The organism is Bacillus sp. SJ-10 (genome assembly GCF_002843505.1).
In the GTDB taxonomy this organism is placed as follows: domain Bacteria; phylum Bacillota; class Bacilli; order Bacillales; family Bacillaceae; genus Bacillus; species Bacillus velezensis.
In genome coordinates this window covers 1,499,962-1,520,073 of record NZ_CP025258.1, presented here as the reverse complement: position 1 = coordinate 1,520,073, position 20,112 = coordinate 1,499,962, and the positions used below count along the sequence as shown (strand labels likewise).

Here is a 20,112-nt window from a genome sequence, read left to right as displayed (position 1 = left end):
GACGTTTACAATGAGAATTGCAGTTTTAGGAGCAGGTTCTTTAGGAACCATTGTTGGAGCATATCTGTCTGCTGGCGGAATGGATGTCGAATTGATTGATTCATACAAAGAACATGTAGATACTTTAAATCAAATAGGTGCTAAAGTAGTTGGTACAACGGAATTTCAAGCAAAGGTGAAAGCCATTACCCCTGAAAACAAGTCAGGCAAGTATGATTTCATATTACTTCTGACGAAACAATTATATAATGACTCCATTCTTAAGGAGTTACTGCCTTTTTTAAAGGATGACAGTGTAGTATGTTCCTTGCAAAACGGTATACCTGAACAGAAAGTCGCTTCGATCGTTGGTGATGAACGTGTTATTGCAGGTTCTGTTGAATTTGGTGCTACGTTTATTGAACCGGGCGTATCCAGACTTACAACTGAGTATACTCAATTTAAAGAGTACGCTTTTCAAATTGGAGAATTACATGGTGAAACAACAGAAAGAATCCAGCGTATTAAATCGGTTTTAGACCTTATCGGCGGAACACATATTTCCGATAATTTAGTTGGAACGAAGTGGTCAAAATTACTTATCAATAATGCATTCAGTGGTTTATCGGCAGCATTAAACGGAGAATACGGAGACATTCTTGACCATGAAATCGGCATTGTTAGTGCAGTTCATATCGCAGATGAGACGATTAAGGTTGGACACGCCAATGGTGTCAAATTTGCGAAAATGGGCGGCCTTGATTTAGAATCTTTGGAATTAAGAAGCGAAAATGATATTCCTGAACGTATCCAAACATTTAGGTCAGCCATGGAACCATCTAGGCTGCTAAGAGCAAGTATGCTTCAGGATCTTGAGAAAAAACGCAAAACTGAAATTGATTATATTAATGGAGTTATTCCCAAAATGGCAGAAGGTACTGGCATTTCAACACCTTTTCATGATTTGGTTGTAGCACAAGTCAAATGTGCCGAGGAATCTCAAACAGTGCCCAATTTTGATACAAATATAAAAGCATTTGAAGAGTTATTACGTATCCGAAAGGAAATGTGATATATAGGAAAGAGAGAAAGGGATTGCTGCGGCGGTCCTTTTTTCTTGGTTCAGCAAGCGGAAGAAATATACGTTAACAAACGGGTGCGTTAGTTACATTAAAGTTCTTCGCTATGAATTGAACGGGCGCCTTTATTGATTCCTTTTCAGCAAAAAAAGCTTCCGGCACCTCTCTTTGATGCCGAAAGCTTTTTTATTGTTTTTTTCTGTGTGCTTCATTGAGCTGTTTAATGTGCTGTATCGCAGCTTTGATGCCCTCTTTGGCGTCCGGGTAGGATTGATTCCAATGTTTGACGAGCGGAGGCATGCTTTTTGCGATATGTGTATACAAAATCCACTGCCTGACTTCTTCCTTTACATCCGGGTTTGTTTCGCCAAGCAATAGTTCCGTGTATTTTTCAAGCAGGCCGTCCAGCTGCTGCTGCAGTTTCTCTTCCATACCGTTCCCTTCCCTTTTTCATGATTATGACAATCGGGCGGTGAGGGCCGCTTCCTGCACGATACATCTGCCGCGTCCGTGCGGAATGCAAAGCGGCGTGCCGAACAGCGGGTCTTGCGTTACCTGGCAGTTCATCGCAAAGACCTGCTGTACAAGCTCGCAAGTGATGACTTCTTCGGGACGGCCCTCTGCGTAAATCTGTTTATCCTTAATGGCGACCAGATAATGGGCATAACGGCATGCCAGATTGAGGTCGTGCAGCACCATGACGATTGTGCGTTTTTCTTTTTCATTTAATTCAAACAGCAAATCAAGAATTTCAATTTGATGCGTCATGTCGAGATAGGTTGTCGGCTCGTCAAGCAGAATGATATCTGTATCCTGAGCGAGTGTCATCGCAATCCATGCGCGCTGGCGCTGTCCGCCTGACAAGGAATCTACCGGACGGTCGGCCATTTCCTCAAGCTTCGTCGCTTTAAGCGCGTTTGCCACTGCGTCTTCGTCCTCTTTAGACCATTGCTTCAGCCAGCTTTGATAAGGGTATCTTCCCTGCTTCACAAGCTGATGCACCGTCAGGCCTTCGGGAGCTGACGGACTCTGCGGCAAAATAGCGAGCTCTCTTGCCACTTCCTTCGTCGGAAGCTTAGCGATGGCTTTTCCTTCTAAAAGCACAGAACCGCCCCTCGGTTTCATAAGCCGGGCCAATGAACGTAAAAGCGTCGATTTTCCGCAGCCGTTGCTTCCGATCAATACAGTTATTTCGCCTTTTGGAATCGCGACATCCAATTCGTCAATGATAACAGTTTCTCCGTACCCTAAGCTCAGCGTCTCTGTAGAAATTGCACTCATACCGCTAACCGCTCCTTTTTTGAGTTTCCCAACACTATGTATATAAACAAATTGCCTAAACATTCAACGTGAGATCATGATTATATTGTAACAGAAATTAATGACTCTGAATATCATTATCAATTAGTTTTGGGCAAAAAAGCAGCGGACGGCGGTTATTTTTTTATTTCTGTCATTTCTCCGTTGTTCTTTTTCAGTTTCAGATAAAAATGGTCATAGCGGCTGTCCAAATTAAAAGCCGAGAGCACCTGCCGGACGACCTCGCTTTCCTGCATCCGGCTGTTTACGGCAAGTTCTCCGAGGATCATCTTCATTTCATCAAGCGCTTCCTCGCCCTCTCTGTGAACCCCTGAGAGCTTGTCCCGGATGTCCGCCTTTTCATGACCGCTTTTTCTTTCATACAAACCTTCATAGCGGTTATGCTCTCCGGCTCCGTAGCTGACGCGCAGGGAAAAGCTGCTGTAAGGAACCTGCTTCGCAGATGACACGGGTGTGCTGTCTTGTTCCGCTTCCCGTTTTTCTTCAATCAATCGGCAGCCGGCAATCAGCATCAGCGTAAGACATAAAACGCCCGCCGTCCTGAACCATTTCATGCGATTCACTCCCATTCCATTCCGATCGTTTTTAGGTATTTCCAAGGGAGGCGGCTGTCATTCATGGAACAAAAAAGAACCGGAGCGGTAACACTCCGGCCGGTTCATCTCCAGATTATCATTCAGTCAGCTCTAAAAATTCCTGCACATCCTGTACGGCAAGGCGGACCGCGTCTTCCCAAAACGACCGTTCCGTCAGATCCGCTCCAAGGTGCTTCATCGCCAAATCCTCAACGGTCATCGAAGCCGTGTCACACAAAAGCGCGATATATTTTTCTTCAAAATCCGCTTTTTCCCGAAGAGCTCTTGCGTATATTCCAAGCGAAAATAAATAACCGAACGTATACGGAAAGTTGTAAAACGGCACTCCTGTAATATGAAAATGCAGTTTTGAAGCCCAGAAATGAGGGTGGTATTCCCCTAATGAATCGCAAAACGCTTCTTTCTGCGCCGCTTCCATCAGTTCATTCAGTTTCTCAGCCGGAACGACGCCCTGCTTCCGTTCTTCATAAAAACGCGTTTCAAATAAAAATCTCGCATGAATATTCATAAACATGGCTACGCTTCTTTGAATTTTATCTTCAAGCAAGAACAGCTTTTCATCCTTTGTCTCCGCTTGTTTCAAAGCGGCGTCGGCGACGATCATTTCCGCAAAGGTCGAGGCTGTTTCAGCCACATTCATGGCGTAGGCCCTGTTCAGCTGCCGCACTTGAAGCATGGCCTCCTGATGGAACGCGTGACCGAGCTCATGCGCCAGCGTCGATACATTCGAAGCGCTTCCGGAAAATGTCATGAAAATCCGGGATTCTCCGCTGTCGGGGAAACTGGTGCAGAAACCGCCGACCCGTTTGCCGCTGCGGTCTTCCGCTTCTATCCACCGATCACGAAACGCTTTTTCCGTAAATGCGGACAGCTTTTTGCCAAACGTCGAAAATTGGCTGACGATCAGATTGGCCGCTTCATCAAATGTGTATTCTTTCGGAGCCTCGCCGATCGGCGCGCCCACATCATACCAGTTCAGCCGCTCAAGCCCTAAAAGAGATGCCTTTCGATTCAGGTATTCGGCAAAAGGCTTTTTATGATCGGTAATGACCTGCCACATGACATCCAGCGTTTCTTTTTTCATTCGGTTGATCGCAAGCGGCTCTTCCAAAGCGCTTTTCCAGCCCCGCGCTTTATAGATTTCCGTGCGGAAGCCGGCCAGATGGTTCAGCGTGCTGCCGAAAAGCTCCTCTTCTCCTTTCCAGGCTTCATTAAGCTCTTTGAACACTTGACGTCTGATGCGGCGGTCCGGGTGCGCCATCATATTTTCCGCTTGGCCGACCGACAGCTCTTTATCCTCAAACGGAATCTTCATTCTGCCGACAGCCGCATTATACAGGTCGCCCCATGCGTGATAGCCGTCAACGGCCAGGCCTTCAATCAGTCTTTCTTCTGAAGCGCTGAGCTTCTCCTTGACACGGTCTCTTCTCTCATTTAAAACATATGTGAGATCCTGAAGTTCCGGTTTTTGCAGCAGCTCCTCCCAAACCCGCTCGTCAATCCGGGCAAGTGTATCGTCAAGGGTGACCAGAGCGGATTTAAAATCACTGCTCAGCTGATTAATCCGCGCCCTCCATTCATTCGCTTTCTGATCATGAGTGTTCTGAGCCTGAAGACAGCCGACGAACGCTCCCGCCTGCCTGATCATGATCGCTGACCGTTCAAACCTATCGATCAGATTGATCAGGTCCCGGCTTTCATCCGCATGCGCCGGAACTGTAAACGCTTCAACCGCATGTTGAAAGACGCTTAGATGCTTTTTGAGCTCTTGTATGTATTGCTGAAACTCTTCCGACCGGCTCCCGCCCTCAAAAATCGAGTTTAAATCCCATGTTTCCTTCAATCCCTCTAATGCCATCTTTTCTTTACCCCTTTCTATCCGAAGCTGACTCCATTATAAAACAATTCTGACATATTTCCGAACGATTTCTCCTTCTTTCCGCGAGATGTTATACACTATGAGATAAGAACAAACGGGGAGGATTATAAGATGAACAGAAAAATTGCCATTGTAACCGGCGCGACGAGCGGATTCGGGCTGCTGACAGCGCTGAAGCTCGCCCGGTCTTATCACGTCATCGCAACAGCCAGACAGCCGGAGAAAGCTGAAATACTGAAAGAGGCCGCCGCTCAAGCGGGTGCATCCGATCATGTTACGGTCGTTTCTTTAGATGTGACAAATGAGCAGTCGGTGTCTGACTTCGGGAACACCATCAGCGGTTTCGGACCGATTGACCTGCTCGTCAATAACGCCGGCTCTGCGTACGGGGGGTTTATTGACGATGTGCTGATGGAACATTACAGACAGCAGTATGAAACAAATGTATTCGGTCTGATTCACGTCACAAAAACCGTGCTGCCTTATATGCGAAAACATGGCGGGGCGAAAATCTTCAATATCAGCAGTATCAGCGGACTGACCGGTTTCCCGGCTCTATCTCCGTACGTCTCTTCCAAATTCGCGGTTGAAGGATTTACAGAGTGTCTGCGCCTCGAACTGCTGCCTTTAGGAATTGATGCAGCTTTAATAGAACCGGGCTCCTATAAAACGTCTATTTGGAAGACGTCTCTCTCCAATCATCTTACGGCACCCGCCAAAGATTCGCCCTATTACCGCTATTATCAGCAAATCGAAGCTTACTTCAAAGCCAACGCATCCAAAAGCGGCGATCCTGATGACGTAGCGGAGCTGATTTATCAATTGGCACAAAGGAAACGGCTGAAGAAACTGCGGTATCCGATCGGCAGGGGCGTTAAGCTGGCATTGGCTTTCCGCTCACTCTTCTCGTGGTCCGCCTGGGAATCTGTTGTGAAGAAAAAGCTGTTCACTTAAACCTAAATTATAATTATTATAATTTAGTATTGATTTTTATTTGATATGTGGTATAATTAAATTAACAGATCACAGGGAGGACGATGAATATGAATACACAAAACGCGAAAAAAACTGAAACTCTTGTTGAGAAATCAATGAACACACAATTATCAAACTGGTTTATCCTTTACTCTAAACTGCACCGCTTCCATTGGTATGTAAAAGGCCCTCACTTCTTTACGCTTCATGAAAAATTTGAAGAACTGTATAACGAAGCGGCGGAAACGGCGGATGCCATCGCAGAGCGTCTTCTGGCCATCGGCGGACAGCCTGCGGCGACTTTACACACTTATCTTGAACAAGCTTCCATTACGGATGAAGGCCAAGAAAAAACGGCTTCTGAAATGGTGGAATCACTGGTTCAAGACTATAAACAAATCAGCCGCGAATCAAAATTTGTCATCGGCATCGCCGAGGAACAAAATGACCCGTCAACTGCCGACCTGTTTGTCGGATTAGTTGAAGAAGCGGACAAGCATGTGTGGATGCTGTCAGCCTACTTGGGAGAATGACGAAAAAAGCTGAACCTCAGTTGAAGGTTCAGCTTTTTTTATGCGTTCAGCTTGCGCTTTCGGTTTGTTTCGTTAATGTGACGTTCAGCGTCTTTTTGCTTCCGCTTCTGAGAACTTGAACAGTCGTTTTATCGCCGATTTTCAGCTGGTTATATAAGATCTGTCTGATATCGGCGCTGCTGCCGACATCTTTGCCGTTCAATTGTACAATGACGTCATTGGATTTGATGCCCGCTTTCGCAGCCGGTGAGCCGGATTGCACTTCTTTTACGTAAACACCCTTAGACAGCTGGTCGCCGAACAGTCCGAGCGTGTTTTCCTGATAGGTTTCCGGCACTTGCGACATATCAATCATCTGCACACCTAAAAACGGGCGCTCGACTTTTCCTTTTGCAAGCAGCTGGTCGACTATCGGTTCTACATCATTGCTCGGAATGGCAAAGCCGAGTGACTCCACGCCGCTTTCACTGACTTTCATGCTGTTGATCCCGATAACCTGGCCGCTTGAGTTGATTAACGGGCCGCCGCTGTTTCCGGGGTTAATCGCCGCATCCGTCTGAATCACGTTCATTTCCACCGTGCCTTGGGATGTATCGGCGTCTACCGTTCTGTTCAGCCCGCTGATGACACCTTGTGTGACGGTGCCGGAAAACTGCTGGCCGAGCGGGTTGCCGATGGCAATCACTTTATCGGCAATGCGGAGCTTGGAGGAATCCCCGAAGCTGGCCGCTTTTTTGACATTGGACGAGCTGATTTCCAACACAGCCAAGTCACTGATGGCATCCTTTCCGACAAGCTTTGCCGTTTCGGTTTTCCCATTGTAAAGAGTGACCGACAGTTTGTTCGCCCCTTCTACGACATGATTGTTTGTAATGATGTACGCTTTTTCGCCGTCTTTTTTGAAGATGACGCCTGACCCCGTGCCGCTTTCCGTTTCAGAGCTTGAACCGCCGTCAAGTCCGAACTGGCTGCTTTGCGAAGCTTGGTAGTTGGACACTCCCACAATCGCAGGCTCCAAATCTTCTACCATATCCGCTACGCTTGAGGTATTTTTCAAAGGCGTTGACGTAAAATTCGAAGACTGAACTTGTTTCGTATCAGAAACGGCTTCTGTCTTATGCTGCTCACTCGGCAGGTTCGGCACAATGCCAAGCACGAGGCCTCCGCCGATAATACCGCCTAAAATCGGGCTCAGCCAAGCGGCTCTCCGTTTTTTTTCTTTTTTCACGGCAGCCGTTTTTTCAAATTCCGCGCCGGCGGCCGTCTCGTTTTCCGCTTCTTTCGAGACGGGCCCTTCGAGCAGCTCCGGCTCCTGATGGCTGATCCGCTGCTGTTCATTTCTGTTTTGTTCCGTATGTGAAAGATCTGACTGATCGCGGCTTCTGCCGTCATCTCGATGATCATTCATATTCACGCACACTCCTTTTAGCATGTTTTCATTCTATCGATTACATATTCATCGCATGTACAAGTTCTATTGTCCCAATAATAAGGAGAAAAGCAAAGCTCCAAAACAAAATGTGTTTAAACATGTTATCTTCCCCGCTTTTTTTCTTCCTTTCTTCCCTTATACACATCATAAACAAACATTGTGGGATAAAAATGAAAAGAATATGTGAAATTATGAAAATGCGGCTTGAGTGTGTTAAAACTAGTATAATGACGTTGAAAGGATGTGAAATGCCTTGTCATACACCATTTATCTAGTTGAAGATGAGGATAACCTGAATGAACTGCTCACAAAATATTTAGAGAATGAAGGCTGGAACATTACATCTTTCACAAAAGGCGAAGATGCCAGAAAGCAGATGCAGCCGTCTCCCCACTTGTGGATTCTCGACATCATGCTTCCGGATACGGACGGCTATACATTGATAAAAGAAATAAAAGAAAAAGATCCCGATGTGCCCGTCATTTTCATTTCCGCGCGGGATGCCGATATTGACAGAGTCCTCGGGTTAGAGCTTGGAAGCAATGATTATGTCGCCAAGCCTTTTTTGCCGAGAGAGCTCATTATACGGGTTCAGAAGCTGCTGGAGCTCGTGTATAAAGAACAGCCCGCCGCAAAGAAAACCGGCATCACCGTTTCTTCCTACAATGTGATCGAAGATGCCCGAGAGGTTTATGATGAAACCGGCAGCCTGGTCAATTTGACGTCTAAGGAATTTGATCTGCTGCTTTTATTTCTTCACCATAAAGGACACCCCTTTTCCAGGGAAGATATTCTGCTGAAAATATGGGGCCATGATTATTTCGGCACTGACCGGGTGGTCGATGATCTTGTGCGGAGGCTGCGGAAAAAAATGCCGGAATTAAAGGTTGAGACCATTTACGGATTCGGCTACAGGATGATGACGTCATGAAAAATAAGCCGCTTGCTTTTCAAATATGGGTGGTCATCTCAGGCATCCTCTTAGCCATTTCGATTCTGCTGCTCGTGCTGTTCTCAAATACGCTGCGTAATTTTTTCACGGATGAAACGTATACGACCATTGAAAATGAACAGCATGTACTGACGGAGTACCGGCTGCCCGGATCGATCGAGCGTGGATATTACAGCGAGGATGCGACCGCTCCGACGACTTTCCGATCCGTTCAGCACGTTCTTCTGCCGGAACGGGAGGAATCGGCCAGTGACAAAGACTTGAACTACTTTTCTTCTTCCTTTATCCATAAGGTGTACAAGCTCGCGGGCCGCCAGCACAGCGTCACGAAACGATACAGCGCGGACATCAGCGGTGAAAAAGTATTTTTCGTCATTAAAAAAGGCCTCACCATTAACGGCCAGGATGCGATGATGCTGTCTTACGCCCTTGATTCTTATCGTGATGATCTGGCATTCACCCTGTTCAAGCAGCTGCTCTTTATCATTGCCGGCGTGATTTTGTTAAGCTGGATTCCGGCGATTTGGCTTGCCAAATATCTCTCGCGCCCGCTCGTTTCCTTAGAGAAGCATGTCAAACGGATTTCAAAACAGGATTGGGATGATCCGGTCATCGTTGACAGGAAAGACGAAATCGGAAAATTAGGCCATACCATTGAAGACATGCGGAGCAAGCTGGTGCAAAAGGATGAAACGGAAAGAACGCTCCTGCAAAATATCTCTCATGATTTAAAAACGCCTGTCATGGTGATAAGGGGCTATACTCAATCAATAAAGGACGGGATTTTTCCTAAGGGGGATCTGGAAACCACAATTGATGTCATTGAAGGCGAAGCAGAAAAACTTGAGAAGAAAATTAAGGATTTATTATATTTAACGAAGCTTGATTATTTAATGAAGCAGCGGGTGCACCATGAGACATTTGACATTGTGAAGGTCACGGAAGAAGTCATTGAACGGCTCAAATGGGCCCGGAAGGAATTATCGTGGACCGTTGAAACAGAAGATGCATTAATGATGCCCGGTGATCCGGAACAATGGAGCAAACTTCTTGAAAACATTCTCGAAAATCAAATCCGCTATGCAGAAACGGCGATTCACATTCGGATCAGCCAAAATCAGCAGCAGATTGTCATGACGGTTAAAAATGACGGGCCTCCGATTGAGGATGAGATGCTATCCAGCTTGTACGAGCCTTTTAATAAAGGGAAGAAAGGCGAGTTCGGCATAGGACTCAGCATCGTAAAACGGATTTTAACCCTGCATAAAGCATCAATTTCAATTGAAAATGGCCAATCGGGTGTAATCTACCGAATTATCGTACCAAAGTAGACTGTAGTGTTTCATTGCAGTCTTTTTTTATGTGAAGGAGTAGCCGTTAAAATCTCTGTAGTTTGTTTTCAGCGGTTTTTGGCATTGATGAACCCATTTCTTTTCACAAATTGTCTTTTTCGGATATTTCACCTTTTCGACTTTAATTCCTCTGTTTCGCAAGCGGCTGATCATTTCATCTAATTCTTTCATTTTCAGATTCACCCTTTCGCCAGAACTTTGACCATTCGGTCAGCTCACTTTATAATATAAATAAAACAAAACAAAAAAACAAGTTACAATCAGGTTAAATTTACGGAATATCAATGTGACCATATAGTCATACATAAGAAGCACAAGCCAGCCTCCTGGCTCCGAAAGGGTGGAACCATTGAAGGAAAAAGAAAAGCTGATCATTGAAGCAGCAATTAAACTGTTTGCCCGAAAAGGGTACAAATCTACATCGGTTCAGGAAATCGCCGATGAATGCAAAATCTCAAAAGGCGCTTTTTATCTATACTTTCCTTCCAAAGAAGCACTGCTTCTATCCATGCTGAATTACTACTATGATAAAACGTTTACCCGAATCACGACGATCCAAACGGAGGGTGACAGTCCGAGAGCCGCTTATCAAAAACAGCTTGCGGTGTTTTACGAATCGATTCTCGCCCATCAGGATTTTATTACCATGCAGATGAAAGACGGTTCACTTCCTTATACCGAAGAAGCGGCGCAGTGCGGAAAGAGAATCCGCCGGTCGATCCTGCAGTTTCATATCGACAGTCTTCTTGCTATTTACGGAGAAAAAGCTGAACCATACACAGCCGAGCTTTGTTTTTTAATAGAAGGAATCAGTCAGATGTATCTTGAATATCTCATTCTGACCGGCCGGTCCGTACAGCCTTCGCTTCTGGCAAATACCGTGATTCACAGAATTGATGACATCGTAAACGGAATGGCGGACAGACATGATGAAGCGTTTATTTCTCTTGATGAGGCAAGCTCACTGTTTGGGCCCCTTCATAACGGGCAGCCCGATCCTTTAAGCCAATCGATCTTGCAGACCCTCCGCACGCGCATCGGCACGATGGACAAGGCGCAAGCATCTGAATTCACCGGGAGCTTGGATATTCTGGAAGCGGAAATGAAGAAAAAGTCGCCGAAACCGGCAATCATCAAAGGAATGATTTTGAATTTGAAGGAATCCGACCTGCTGGCTGAAGATGCAGAACAGCTCAGATTTTTACTGAAACAGCAGTTTATTTAGAAGAACGGCCGCAATGACTGCAGCCGTTCTTTCTTTTTATGCTTTCGGGTGCACCATATCTTCCGGACGCACCATTTCATTAAATTGTTCTTCTGTCAGAAGGTTCAGCTGTAATGCCGCTTCTTTCAGCGTCAGGCCTTCTTTGTGGGCAAGCTTGGCGATTTTCGCGGCGTTTTCATAACCGATGTGCGGGTTAAGCGCCGTAACAAGCATTAATGAGTTAGAGAGATTTTCCTGAATCGTCTCTTGGTTCGGCTCAATACCGACAGCGCATTTGTCATGGAAGGAATTCATTCCGTCACTGAGCAGCTGCACGGTCTGCAGGAAGTTATAAATAATAACCGGTTTGAAGACATTCAGCTCGAAGTTTCCTTGGCTGGCCGCAAATCCGATTGTCGCGTCATTTCCCATCACTTGCGCGGCGATCATTGTCAGCGCCTCACTTTGCGTCGGGTTGACTTTACCCGGCATGATAGAGCTTCCCGGCTCATTTTCAGGAATGACGATTTCGCCGATTCCGCAGCGCGGGCCGCTGGCCAGCCATCTGACATCGTTGGCAATCTTCATCAGGTCGGCAGCCAATGCTTTTAACGCGCCGTGAACGTAAGTGATTTCATCATGGCTTGTGAGCGCATGGAATTTGTTAGGCGAACTCTTGAATGTCTGCCCCGTTACTTTTGTGATTTCTTCCGCGACGAATTCACCGAACTGCGGATGGGCGTTGATTCCCGTGCCGACTGCCGTGCCTCCGATGGCAAGCGCGCGGATTTTTTCCGTTGACTCAAGAATCATTTCTTTCGATCGGTCAAGCATGTATACCCAGCCGCTGATTTCCTGTCCGAGCGTCAGCGGAGTGGCGTCCTGCAAATGCGTGCGTCCGATTTTCACAATATCCTGATAAGCTTTCGCTTTTTCATCAAGCGTCGCGCGCAGCTGATCAAGCGCCGGAACGAGCTGCTCATATACGGCAAGAACCGCCGCAACGTGCATCGCCGTCGGGAATGTATCGTTTGAGCTTTGGCTGCGGTTAACGTCATCATTCGGATGAATCTTAAGCTCGGAATTTTTTTCTTTCAATAAAGCAGTCGCGCGGTTGGCCACCACTTCATTCATGTTCATGTTGCTTTGCGTGCCGCTTCCCGTCTGCCAGACAACGAGCGGAAAGTTATCGTCGTATTTGCCGTTTAAAACATCGTCACATACAGCGGCAATCGCCTGGGCTTTTTCAGACTCTAAGTTGCCGAGGCGTTCGTTGGCGATCGCTGTGCTTCTTTTTAATATTGCAAACGCCTTCACAACACGCTGAGGCATTTTTTCTGAACCGATTTTGAAGTTCTCTTTGCTGCGCTGTGTCTGAGCGCCCCAAAATTTATCTGCCGGAACTTTAACTTCTCCCATGGTGTCTTTTTCAATTCTGTAGTCCATTTATGTATCCCTCCATAACAGTTGCTTCACCCTGAGTATTATTCGCCAGTAACAGATGAAACCCTTTTTATTTTTCGGCCTTGGCCGTTTTTAATTTCAGCTCAAGATAGACGCGCGAATCCTTTGAGTATTTATACTTCGGATTTGTTTTACGGTATTCTTTCGACGTGTAAGCCACTTCGTAATGCGCTTCAAATGATTTGATGAGCTGTTCAATTTCTTCGGCATTTCCTGCCAGTCTGACTTGTGCCACATCTCTCCTCCGCTTTCATAAAAAAACTTGTACCATTAAATACTTTATCATAGTATATCATTTTTTTAACAGGAAAAGATAACCTCAATTAAGGATTGGAAGGCGGGTGACTGTCGATGACGCAATCGGAATTCAAGGAATACATACACGTTAATCTGGCACTGGTGCTTCCCCACGTAGAGCAGAATGATGACCTGGTTCAAAATAAAAAGATGCTTCCGAACGGGCTTGTTTTTTATTATATGTATCTGAGTGAAATGAACGACGAAGACAAAATAAAAGAGGCGATGGAAACGCTGCTTCGGGAGGAAGACACCCTGACGCTGGATACGGTGGCGAAACGTCTTGATAAGATCGACGCCCGTCCCGTCTTTACGTCGAAGGAAGCCGTCATCTCCATTCTGCGAGGAAAATGCGCCGTGTTTATTAACGGACTTGACAGCGTATACATTTTGTCCACGGGAAAAAGAGAAAAAAGAAGCGTGAATGAACCCACATCCGAAAAGGTCGTAAGAGGTCCGAAAGTCGCCTTCATAGAAGATTCTGATACAAACGTCGCCATGATCAGGCAGCGCACGAACCATCCGAAGCTGAAAACGAAAAAGGTTCCGATCGGAGAAAACAAGTTAAAATACGCTACTGTCATGTACATAGATGATGAGGCGGACCCGTCTGTCGTCAGCGATGTTGTAAAGCGCCTCAGCGAAGTGAAGATGGACGACATCCAGGATTCCGGAACGCTTGAGGAGCTTATTGAGGATAATAAGTATTCGCCCTTTCCGCAAATACAAAATACGGAACGGCCTGATAAAGTCTCTTCCGCCTTGTTCAACGGCCGCGTCGCCATCCTTGTCGACAACTCGCCGTTTGCGCTGGTGGTCCCGGCTTCTTTAGGAATTTTAATGCAGTCTCCCGATGATTATTATGAACGGTGGATTTCCGCCTCGCTCATCCGGGCGCTGCGGTTTACGTCTATTTTTATTACGCTGTTTTTTTCGTCCATTTATATCGCCCTCGTTTCGTTTCACCAAGGGCTGCTGCCGACGACGCTTGCAGTCACCATCGCGGCGAACAGAGAAAACGTTCCCTTCCCGCCTATCATTGAAGCGATGGTAATGGAAATTACGATAGAGCTGCTGAGAGAAGCGGGCTTGAGGCTTCCCAGCCCGCTCGGCCAGACGATCGGATTGGTGGGCGGAGTTGTCATCGGCCAGGCGGCCGTTGAAGCGAATATTGTCAGCTCCATCATGGTCATCGTGGTCAGCATTGTCGCGCTCGCTTCATTTACGGTGCCGCAGTACGGGATGGGTCTGTCGTTCCGTGTGCTCCGTTTCATTTCGATGTTTACCGCGGCAGCTTTCGGGCTGTACGGCATGATTTTATTTATGCTGACGATCTACACGCATTTATCGAGACAGCGAAGCTTCGGTTCTCCGTATTTCTCGCCGAATGGATTTTTCAGCTTAAAAAACGCAAACGACTCTATTCTCCGTCTCCCTATTAAAAATCAACCAAAAGAGGCGAAAAACGTAAATGAGCCAGAAAACAACTCACAATAAGCTTACAAGCTATCAAGGGACAGCGTTGATTTCAAACACGATGCTCGGCGCGGGACTCCTCACCATGCCGCGGGCGCTGTCATCAAGGGCAAATTCGCCGGACGGCTGGATCGCGTTATGTCTGGAAGGCGTCATCTTTATCTTTTTGATTTATCTCAATACGCTCATTATGAAAAAGCATCAGTACGGATCATTATTTGATTATATGAATGAAGGACTCGGCAAATGGGCGGGAAATATCGTCAATCTTATGATCTGTCTCTATTTTATAGGAGTCGCCAGCTTCGAAGCCAGGGCGATGGCGGAAATGGTCAAGTTTTTTTTATTGGAAAGAACGCCCGTGCCGGTCACGCTGTTTATCTTTATCGCCTGTTCCGTTTATTTAATTATCGGCGGCATGAGCGATATCGGCAGGCTCTTTCCTTTCTATTTAACGATTACGATCATTATTTTGCTGGTGGTGTTTTCTTTCAGCTTTAAAATATTTGATCTGGACAACCTGCGGCCGGTGCTCGGGCAGGGGTTTTCTCCCGTTATGGCTTCCTTGACCGTCGTTTCTGTTTCCTTCTTGGGAATTGAGATTATGCTGTTTCTCCCCGAGTACCTCAAAAATAAAAAGCACACATTCCGCGTATCGGCCATGGGCTTTGGCATCCCGATTATTTTATACATCATTACCTACGTACTCGTCGTCGGCGCCTTAACCACCCAAGATGTCAAAACAATGATCTGGCCTACGATCGCGCTCTTTCAATCATTTGAAATCAAAGGGCTTTTTATTGAAAGGTTCGAGTCCTTTTTGCTTGTTGTCTGGATCATCCAATTTTTCGCCACCTATGTCTCGTACGGGTATTTCGCGACATCAGCTCTTAATAAAATTTTCGGGCTGAAGCAGAAAAAAGGGATCATCTTCGTAGGGATCGCGACATTCTTCGGATCATTGATGCCAAAAGACGGCAACAAGCTGTTGATGTTCAGTGATATTCTCGGCTATATCTTCTTGGTTTTCTTTTTGCTGCCTTTACTGATGTTTGGAGTCGTCGCTGTGAAAAGGAAGGTGAAAAAAGCGCAATGAAGAAATACATCGTAATCATGCTTTGCACATTGCTTTTGGCCGGGTGCTGGGACAGCCGCAATATAGAAGACTTGAGCCTCGTTATCGGGGTCGGGCTCGATAAACCCGAGGAAGAAAATGTAGAAGTGACACAGCAGATTCTGATCCCGCAAAAAGCAAGTTCCCAGCAGTCGTCGTCAGGCGATACGACAAAAGTAACGTCCACTCCCGGGGAAACCGTCCATCAAGCATTAAGAACGGCATCGTTAAAAAATCACCCCGCATTCTCCCAGCACTTGCGTATCATGCTGTTTTCCGAAGCGCTGTTAAAGGATAACATTCCGCTTGACGCATTGATGAACCAATTTATCAGGGACAACGGTACGAGAAGAAGCTGCAATGTGATGACGGTGCCGGATAAAACGAAAGATATTTTCAAAATCAGTGACCAGGGAGAACCTGCGTCAAATACGATCTATGACTTAACGGAGAATAATTCGGTCACCATCCGGATGATGGAGCCCGTGACATTGGGGGAAATATCCGAGAAAATCGCCAAAGGCGAGACCTTTGCCCTTCCTCAAGTGCGCCAAGTGGGCAGCAGACTGGAAATCTGGGGCGCTACCATTATTAAAAATAAATTCTGGTATGCGAATTTAACGCCTTTACAAGTCCAGAATATGAACCTGTTCACAGGCACGGTAAAGGGGGGCGTCACGTTTGCAAAGCATGACAATCATTATTTATCCTTCGAAGTATTTTCCAGCAAATATAATGTGAAAACACAATATAAACACGGAAAATTCAAGTTTATCGTCACCCGGTTTGTTGAAGGCCGTCTGTCTGAGGATTGGAATCCGAAAGAAGATTCCTTCAAGGAGTCCTATATAAATGAAATCAAAAACGCGGTAAAACGCAGCATTCATTCAGATGTCATGGCATTCATTGATTACATGCAGCATGAGTTGAAAGTGGATATTACCGGGTTAGGCGATCAAGTCCGGATTCATTATCCCGATAAATGGAAAAAGATATCCTCGGACTGGGACCATCACTTCAGTGAATCGGATATTGAATACAAAGTCAAAGTCGCCATCAGGGATTTCGGAACAAAGGGAATGTCCCAATGACCCTGTCTTCGGGAGAGTGTGCTGGCGCCGCTCTCCTTTTCTTATGTCACGAGATGATTGCGGTGGGCATATACGGCTGCCTGCGTGCGGTCACTGACATCAAGCTTTGACAATATATTCGTAACGTGGGTTTTTACCGTTTTAATCGTAATGAACAGCTCTTCACCAATCTCTTTATTCGTCTTGCCTTCCGCGACGAGACAGAGGATTTCCAGTTCTCTTTTTGTCAGCGTTTCATGCGGAAGCTGATTCTCTGAATGGCGCAGCCTTGACAGCACTTTTCCCGCCACCTTCGATTCAAGCTTCGGTTCGCCCTTGGCAGCCGCTCTGATGGCTTCGGCTATTTCTGCCGCCTTGGACGTTTTCAGCAAATAGCTGAGCGCTCCCGCTTCGATCACCGGATACACTTTGTCGTCATCAATAAAGCTCGTCAGCACGATGATTTTCGGGTCATTGAGTTTCGCGCAGATCTGTTTTGTCGCTTCGATGCCGTCCATGCCGTCCATGACAAGGTCCATTAAAATCACATCCGGCAAAAGCTCTGCGGCCAGATCGACGCCCTGCTGCCCGTCTGATGCTTCACCGGCGACTTCAATGTCCGGCTGTGATTCTAAAAATGCGGCCAGACCCATCCTGACCATTTCATGATCATCAATCAGCAACACTCGAATCACTGTCGTTCTCTCCTTTTGTTTTCTGATAAATCGGGACTTTCACGTCGATCTGCGTGCCTTTTCCCTTTACGGAGATAATTTCCGCTATGCCGCCGATTTCACTCGCTCTTTCCTTGATGGAATGCAGGCCGTATGAGGATGCTTTCACTTGATCCATCGTAAAACCCGCCCCATTATCAATGACTTTAAGCTGAAGTTTTTGATGTTTCGCGCCGAGCCTGACGGTGACCTTGGTCGCCTTTGAATGTCTGAAAACGTTGGAAAGCGCCTCCTGCACGATGCGGAACAGATGATCTTCAACGCCTTTTGACACACCCGTATCGCTGATGTCCCACTCAATATCCAGCGGCTGCTTCGCTTTGAACTCTTTTAACAGCTCAATCAGCCCTTCTTTTAAGCCTTTTCCTTCTAAAGTGACGGGCCGCAAATGCAATAGCAGCGCTCTCATCTCGTTTTGCGCTTCCCCCGCCATATGTTCAACCATGCGAATCCGTTTGACGATTTTGTCATCCGCATCTTTCACCTGCTCTAAAACGGCGGATGTCATCATAGAAATGGCAAAGAGCTGCTGGCTGACGGCATCGTGCAGATCGCGCGCCAGCCGCTGGCGTTCTTCAGTGATGACCGATTTTTTCATTTGATCCTGCCATTCCGCCCGTTCGTTGGAGAGCTTTTGCAGCGATGTGACCTGGAGCTCGACCCGCTTGGCCATTTCGTTGAGCTGATCTGCCGCCAGACCGATTTCATCATCGCCGAGCGGCGGCACCCGATAAGCAAAATTGCCGTTTTCAAATTTCAAAACCGCTTCAATCAGTGTATCCATTCTTGTTTTCAGGCGGCCGCCGTATACATAACCGGAAATCAATCCCGCCGAAAGAGACGCCAAAAGCAGGATGACCACAAACGGAATACCGAACCAGCCGGAAGAAAACAGCAGCATCGGATCAAGCCCGTAATACAGCAGCATCAGCGTAATAAACACCGCGCAAAGGAGCAGACTGAGTCCCGCGGTCATCCGCATGGCGCGCCACTGAATATTGGCGAGTAATTTTTTCCTCATAAATACTTCACATCCACATCGCCGATGAATAACGAAATTGAAATTTTAATCCGCCGCGGCGAGTCGCCGTACTCAGACGATACTTTATACAGATTCGGGCTCATGCCGCTTTTCTTAGAGCCGAGCAGGTTCATATCGCCGATAAAAGCCGATGAACTGACGGACACTTCGATATCCGGCGGGACGTACACATCAACATTGCCGATGACACCGCTGATGGTCATCGTACTTTCTCCTTCGGGAATCATCGCTTTTGACAAATCAATTTTCACATCGCCGATGAATCCGGAAACATTTAAATCATTCAGCTCAAACGGGTCCTTCATCATCCGGAGCTCGCCGATAAAAAAGCTGCGGAGGTCCGGCTGTCTGCTTTCCGTCTGGGCGGAAGGCTTTGGCTGCTCTTCTTTTTCAAGATTGATTTTCTTCTCTTTATGTTCATACACGCGCTTTCCTTTCAGGAGCCTGTAGCCCGCGTAGATGAGAAAGGCGGCGAAGGCATAGCCGAACAGGTTAAAGGTGGCGCTGAACAGGTTTCTCAAAAATAAAAAAGCGGCGAAGATATAGAGGACGGAGCCGAGCCAGCCGCGGGAATATTTATTAAAAATATAGCCTGTGATCAGAAAAAAGAGCGGCCAAAACAAGAAGTCGCCGATGCCGATAATACGCAAAAACATGCTGACGCCTAATAAGGCGATGATAAGTCCGAGAATCTGTTTTTTTGCCATCAGCTGCTTGCCCCTCCTTTCCTTGACTATTGCAGTGCAATATTGCCGCTCGTCACCTTTATATCAATCGGCCTGGCGCCGCTGCCTTTCATGCCGGTAAATGCCCCGCCTTCCTTACTCGTTTTCTCAAAGGAATAAGACGGCTGAATCCTTCCGCTTGCCGTCTCGGCGTTCACCGTAAAACTTCCGTCTTTCGGCAGGCTGATCGCTGCGCTGCCGCTCGCAAGCCTGACGGATACGGGAGCATCCGCCGTCTCAAGCGAGGCATCGACACTGCCGGAAGCGACCCGCACGTCAAGGGCCCCCACCACATGTTGAAGCCCGACATGTCCCGAGGATAAGCGGACATCCCCCGTTTTTGCCGCAAGGCCTGCTGCTGTGAGATTGCCCGACAGCCCCTTCGCTTCAAACACATCCGTCTTCACGTGCTTCAGCGACATATTCCCGCTTACAGAACGGACGCCGAGGTGCGCAAGAGACAGCCCCTTGTTTCCGTCAACGGCAATGCTGCCGTTTGATGTATGGACGGTGATGTCCCGATGATAATCATACGGAATGCGGACAATCAGCAGAGGGCGCTGAAAGAGATTCAGAAATTGGAATCCTTTCTCCTTCGCTTTAAGATTGAGGGTCTTTCCCCTGTTTTGGACAAACATTTTCCCCGCCGGTCCCGTCATGTTTGCCGCGATATCATTCCGCGCTTCCGCGATGATTTTCACATCCGTCTGTTCCGATGAAACCGACAGGCTGTTGACGGCACGCGGCGGTATGCTTGCCGATTCCGCTTCTGTTTCGTACAGCGGAAAAAAACGCCCAGCAAACACTTCTTTCACCAAAAACAGACAGCAGATCAGAACGGACGCCGCCATCAGTCCTTTGGCAATCTTACGCTTCATTACGTTCCATC

20 protein-coding genes and 1 pseudogene are annotated in these 20,112 nt (G+C 47.0%); 9 read left to right on the top strand and 12 right to left on the bottom strand.

Annotated elements, in window-relative coordinates; all coding sequences use genetic code 11:
- Positions 1–10: 10 nt before the first annotated feature.
- Entirely contained in the window at positions 11–1,051 is a 1,041-nt protein-coding gene (locus tag CXL14_RS07675) for a ketopantoate reductase family protein (protein WP_014418834.1), read from the top strand.
- A 193-nt stretch (positions 1,052–1,244) separates the two neighbouring features.
- On the opposite strand, the pseudogene CXL14_RS07670 reads toward CXL14_RS07675, so the two are convergent.
- The 4 genes and pseudogenes from CXL14_RS07670 to CXL14_RS07655 form a co-directional block, all read right to left on the bottom strand.
- A pseudogene (locus tag CXL14_RS07670) lies at positions 1,245–1,512 on the bottom strand (YusU family protein).
- Between the two features lie 2 nt (positions 1,513–1,514).
- On the bottom strand, positions 1,515–2,339 hold the full coding sequence (locus CXL14_RS07665; protein ID WP_014418835.1) for an ABC transporter ATP-binding protein: 825 nt from the start codon (positions 2,337–2,339) through the stop codon (positions 1,515–1,517).
- A gap of 155 nt (positions 2,340–2,494) precedes the next feature.
- Positions 2,495–2,932, bottom strand: coding sequence for a YusW family protein (locus tag CXL14_RS07660; RefSeq protein ID WP_014418836.1), 438 nt, complete (start codon positions 2,930–2,932; stop codon positions 2,495–2,497).
- A gap of 118 nt (positions 2,933–3,050) precedes the next feature.
- A complete protein-coding gene (locus tag CXL14_RS07655) occupies positions 3,051–4,832 on the bottom strand; it encodes a M3 family oligoendopeptidase (RefSeq protein ID WP_014418837.1) in 1,782 nt (593 codons plus the stop codon).
- A gap of 132 nt (positions 4,833–4,964) precedes the next feature.
- Between CXL14_RS07655 and CXL14_RS07650 the strand changes: the two genes are divergently transcribed.
- Both CXL14_RS07650 and CXL14_RS07645 read left to right on the top strand, forming a co-directional pair.
- Positions 4,965–5,807 carry an oxidoreductase gene (locus CXL14_RS07650; RefSeq protein WP_014418838.1) on the top strand — a complete coding sequence of 281 codons (843 nt, stop codon included), beginning with the start codon at positions 4,965–4,967 and terminating at the stop codon, positions 5,805–5,807.
- Positions 5,808–5,896: 89 nt separating this feature from the next.
- Entirely contained in the window at positions 5,897–6,361 is a 465-nt protein-coding gene (locus CXL14_RS07645; RefSeq protein ID WP_007410071.1) for a Dps family protein, read from the top strand.
- A gap of 46 nt (positions 6,362–6,407) precedes the next feature.
- Here the strand turns inward: CXL14_RS07645 and CXL14_RS07640 are convergent, their stop codons facing one another.
- Positions 6,408–7,769, bottom strand: a complete 1,362-nt coding sequence (locus CXL14_RS07640; protein WP_032863908.1) for a S1C family serine protease — start codon at positions 7,767–7,769, stop codon at positions 6,408–6,410.
- Between the two features lie 277 nt (positions 7,770–8,046).
- Here CXL14_RS07640 and CXL14_RS07635 point away from each other — a divergent pair, with 277 nt between their 5' ends.
- Positions 8,047–8,724 carry a two-component system response regulator CssR gene (locus tag CXL14_RS07635; protein ID WP_014418841.1) on the top strand — a complete coding sequence of 226 codons (678 nt, stop codon included), beginning with the start codon at positions 8,047–8,049 and terminating at the stop codon, positions 8,722–8,724.
- Positions 8,721–10,076, top strand: coding sequence for a two-component system sensor histidine kinase CssS (locus tag CXL14_RS07630; protein WP_014418842.1), 1,356 nt, complete (start codon positions 8,721–8,723; stop codon positions 10,074–10,076). The genes CXL14_RS07635 and CXL14_RS07630 overlap by 4 nt, the downstream gene beginning before the upstream one ends.
- Before the next feature lie 27 nt (positions 10,077–10,103).
- Here the strand turns inward: CXL14_RS07630 and spxO are convergent, their stop codons facing one another.
- Complete coding sequence (spxO, locus tag CXL14_RS07625; RefSeq protein ID WP_007410067.1) at positions 10,104–10,268, bottom strand: anti-adapter protein SpxO; 165 nt, start codon at positions 10,266–10,268, stop codon at positions 10,104–10,106.
- 178 nt (positions 10,269–10,446) lie between these two features.
- On the opposite strand from spxO, the gene CXL14_RS07620 reads away from it, so the two are divergent.
- Positions 10,447–11,322: a TetR/AcrR family transcriptional regulator gene (locus CXL14_RS07620; RefSeq protein ID WP_014418843.1), complete on the top strand. Its 876-nt coding sequence runs from the start codon at positions 10,447–10,449 to the stop codon at positions 11,320–11,322.
- A gap of 36 nt (positions 11,323–11,358) precedes the next feature.
- Here CXL14_RS07620 and fumC read toward each other — a convergent pair whose 3' ends face one another.
- Both fumC and CXL14_RS07610 read right to left on the bottom strand, forming a co-directional pair.
- Positions 11,359–12,747, bottom strand: coding sequence for a class II fumarate hydratase (gene fumC / locus CXL14_RS07615; protein WP_014418844.1), 1,389 nt, complete (start codon positions 12,745–12,747; stop codon positions 11,359–11,361).
- 67 nt (positions 12,748–12,814) lie between these two features.
- On the bottom strand, positions 12,815–13,000 hold the full coding sequence (locus CXL14_RS07610) for a YvzF family protein (protein WP_003151806.1): 186 nt from the start codon (positions 12,998–13,000) through the stop codon (positions 12,815–12,817).
- 116 nt (positions 13,001–13,116) lie between these two features.
- Here CXL14_RS07610 and CXL14_RS07605 point away from each other — a divergent pair, with 116 nt between their 5' ends.
- Genes CXL14_RS07605 through CXL14_RS07595 form a run of 3 tightly spaced genes read left to right on the top strand, consistent with a single transcriptional unit; the run spans position 13,117 to position 16,743 of the window.
- On the top strand, positions 13,117–14,559 hold the full coding sequence (locus tag CXL14_RS07605) for a spore germination receptor protein GerAA (RefSeq protein ID WP_014418845.1): 1,443 nt from the start codon (positions 13,117–13,119) through the stop codon (positions 14,557–14,559).
- A complete protein-coding gene (locus CXL14_RS07600) occupies positions 14,534–15,634 on the top strand; it encodes a spore germination protein (RefSeq protein ID WP_014418846.1) in 1,101 nt (366 codons plus the stop codon). Before CXL14_RS07605 ends, CXL14_RS07600 begins: the two co-directional genes overlap by 26 nt.
- Entirely contained in the window at positions 15,631–16,743 is a 1,113-nt protein-coding gene (locus tag CXL14_RS07595) for a Ger(x)C family spore germination protein (RefSeq protein ID WP_014418847.1), read from the top strand. The genes CXL14_RS07600 and CXL14_RS07595 overlap by 4 nt, the downstream gene beginning before the upstream one ends.
- A gap of 41 nt (positions 16,744–16,784) precedes the next feature.
- On the opposite strand, the gene CXL14_RS07590 is transcribed toward CXL14_RS07595, so the two are convergent.
- Genes CXL14_RS07590 through liaG form a run of 4 tightly spaced genes read right to left on the bottom strand, consistent with a single transcriptional unit; the run spans position 16,785 to position 20,101 of the window.
- The gene (locus CXL14_RS07590) at positions 16,785–17,417 is read right to left on the bottom strand and encodes a two-component system response regulator LiaR (protein ID WP_014418848.1); all 633 of its coding nucleotides are present in this window, start codon (positions 17,415–17,417) and stop codon (positions 16,785–16,787) included.
- Complete coding sequence (liaS, locus tag CXL14_RS07585) at positions 17,395–18,477, bottom strand: two-component system sensor histidine kinase LiaS (RefSeq protein WP_014418849.1); 1,083 nt, start codon at positions 18,475–18,477, stop codon at positions 17,395–17,397. The genes CXL14_RS07590 and liaS overlap by 23 nt, the downstream gene beginning before the upstream one ends.
- Complete coding sequence (gene liaF, locus CXL14_RS07580) at positions 18,474–19,205, bottom strand: cell wall-active antibiotics response protein LiaF (protein WP_003151794.1); 732 nt, start codon at positions 19,203–19,205, stop codon at positions 18,474–18,476. The genes liaS and liaF overlap by 4 nt, the downstream gene beginning before the upstream one ends.
- Before the next feature lie 26 nt (positions 19,206–19,231).
- Positions 19,232–20,101, bottom strand: a complete 870-nt coding sequence (gene liaG, locus CXL14_RS07575; protein WP_014418850.1) for a LiaG family protein — start codon at positions 20,099–20,101, stop codon at positions 19,232–19,234.
- Between the last annotated feature and the right edge of the window lie 11 nt (positions 20,102–20,112).